Here is a 1,895-nt window from a genome sequence, read left to right on the forward strand (position 1 = left end):
CTCAGACCAAAACTTTGTTCGGTTTAAACACCATCTGTTACTTACAAACATAATATACTCCTTTTTTTGAAAAAAGTCAACATTTTATGTTTGTTTTTGTGTTTTATTTTTTAGGTTAAAAGATTTCTATATCAAAACCAATTTGGTCTACTTGATTAGGTTCTAGTAAGCGAACATTTTTCTTGTCTTCCAAACGATTCCCTTCTTCAAGTGATGTTGATAAGCCAGACCAAGGTTCAAAAGCGATGAATGGTCCTTTATTGAGAGTTGACCAAACAATAAGGTTTGAAAACTCTTGGAAGTGTACTTTTAATCCCTTCTCATGCTTACGAGAACGAAGGGCAATTGTTCTAGATTGCAATTCATCTAAAGTAACTGCATCTGTACTGAAAAGATCATAGCTGAGGTCCAATTCTTTTTGCCCCTCTAACCATGGACTTCTATCTTGGAAATCCAACATACCTGTTTCAGGGAAAGGACGTGGAACAGAGCAAGTTTCTTCTTTTTCAAACTCTAAGTAATAATCTTCATAGACTTCGTCATCAAATAGTGGACAATTAAATCCTGGGTGTCCGCCAATAAAGAAGGGCATCACTTTTTCAGTTTCTTTATTAAAGATCTTATACTGAGTCCGAACAGTTTTTCCAGAGACTGTATAGGTGATTTCTAGACGGAAATGATAAGGATAGTTTTGATAGCAAGTATCATCATCTTCGATAGCAAAGGTTACGCTGTTTTCTGTTTGTTCAATCAAATCGAATTCTTTCTTACGTACCAACCCATGTCTAGGAATGTGACCTGTGGATTCTATTCCATCTGTATCTCTATAGACAGCGGTATCTTCTCGAAGGGAACCACAGATGGGAAAGAGTACCGGAGCTTGTCCACTCCAATAGGTGGCATCACCTTGCCACAAGTACTCAACACCATCATGATCCTTAATAGATGATATCGCACCACCTAGGGTTTTAAATTGAACCGTTAATTGATCCGATTTTAATTCAATTACCATTATTTTCTCCAAATCTTGTTAGATTTCTATATAAAAAACTAGGTTGCCACTCCTATTTCTAGAGATGGACAACCTAGTCTAAACAATTCACCTGTTATAGGAGTTTATTATTTTGCATTTGCTGCGTATTCTTCGTTACGTTTAATCATTTGTTTTCTATACCAAGCAAAGATACCTACATAGAATACAAGGAAAGCTAAAGCGCCAAGAATAGCTTTGATATCACCAGTTGTAGCATTACCAATTGCCCAACCAAATAGTTTTTCAACTGGTCCTTCAAGAGTTGAATGTGTAATCAATTGAGATTGGCTCACACCTTCAGGGAAAGCTCCTACACCTTTAGCCAATTCTGTCGCAAATGGTGCAATGAGAGTTCCTGAAAGAAGGAAGAGTGGCAACAAGAGTGATCCGAAAATAATCATACGGAGCAATTTACCACGAGTAACAACCAAGAGAGCTGGGGTTACACCCATAGCGATGATACCAGCAAGTGGCAAGATACCATTTCCGACGTTTGAAAGAAGCACAGCTTCAATCAACATGATTGGTGCAAGTACGTTAGCACACGCCCAAACTTCAGCACGACCTGCAATGAATGGCCAGTCAAGACCAATATTGAATTTACGTCCTTGAAGACGTTTAGTAGCAACGTTTGTGATACCTTGTGACAATGGTTCTACGGCTGCAATAAACCAAGATCCGATAAGCGAGAAGAGCTCCAAGCAGACACCAGCTGTCAAACCAAGACTTAACCAAGATTTAATAACTAATTCCCAGCTTTTCAATTCTTCTACATTTGGTTCTGGATGTGGAGTCCCCATCAAACCAATGACAATACCAAGAATGAAACCGATAAAGAATTTAGAACCCCAGAAACCGATTT

General features: G+C 38.3%; 2 protein-coding genes. Both read right to left on the reverse strand.

The features are described from left to right. Positions 1-115: 115 nt before the first annotated feature. Positions 116-1,012, reverse strand: coding sequence for an aldose 1-epimerase family protein (locus tag SORDD16_RS10620; RefSeq protein WP_081215145.1), 897 nt, complete (start codon positions 1,010-1,012; stop codon positions 116-118). Between the two features lie 107 nt (positions 1,013-1,119). After that, a partial coding sequence (locus SORDD16_RS05250) for a PTS transporter subunit IIC (RefSeq protein WP_277730439.1) occupies positions 1,120-1,895 on the reverse strand: 776 nt, incomplete at its 5' end.

It is taken from the genome of Streptococcus oralis, from assembly GCF_001578945.1.
Lineage (GTDB): Bacteria > Bacillota > Bacilli > Lactobacillales > Streptococcaceae > Streptococcus > Streptococcus oralis_Q.

Excerpts from the sequence above, each read along its gene's own strand:
- SORDD16_RS10620 (WP_081215145.1), bottom strand. The coding sequence starts at position 1,012 with ATGGTAATTGAATTAAAATCGGATCAATTAACGGTTCAATTTAAAACC.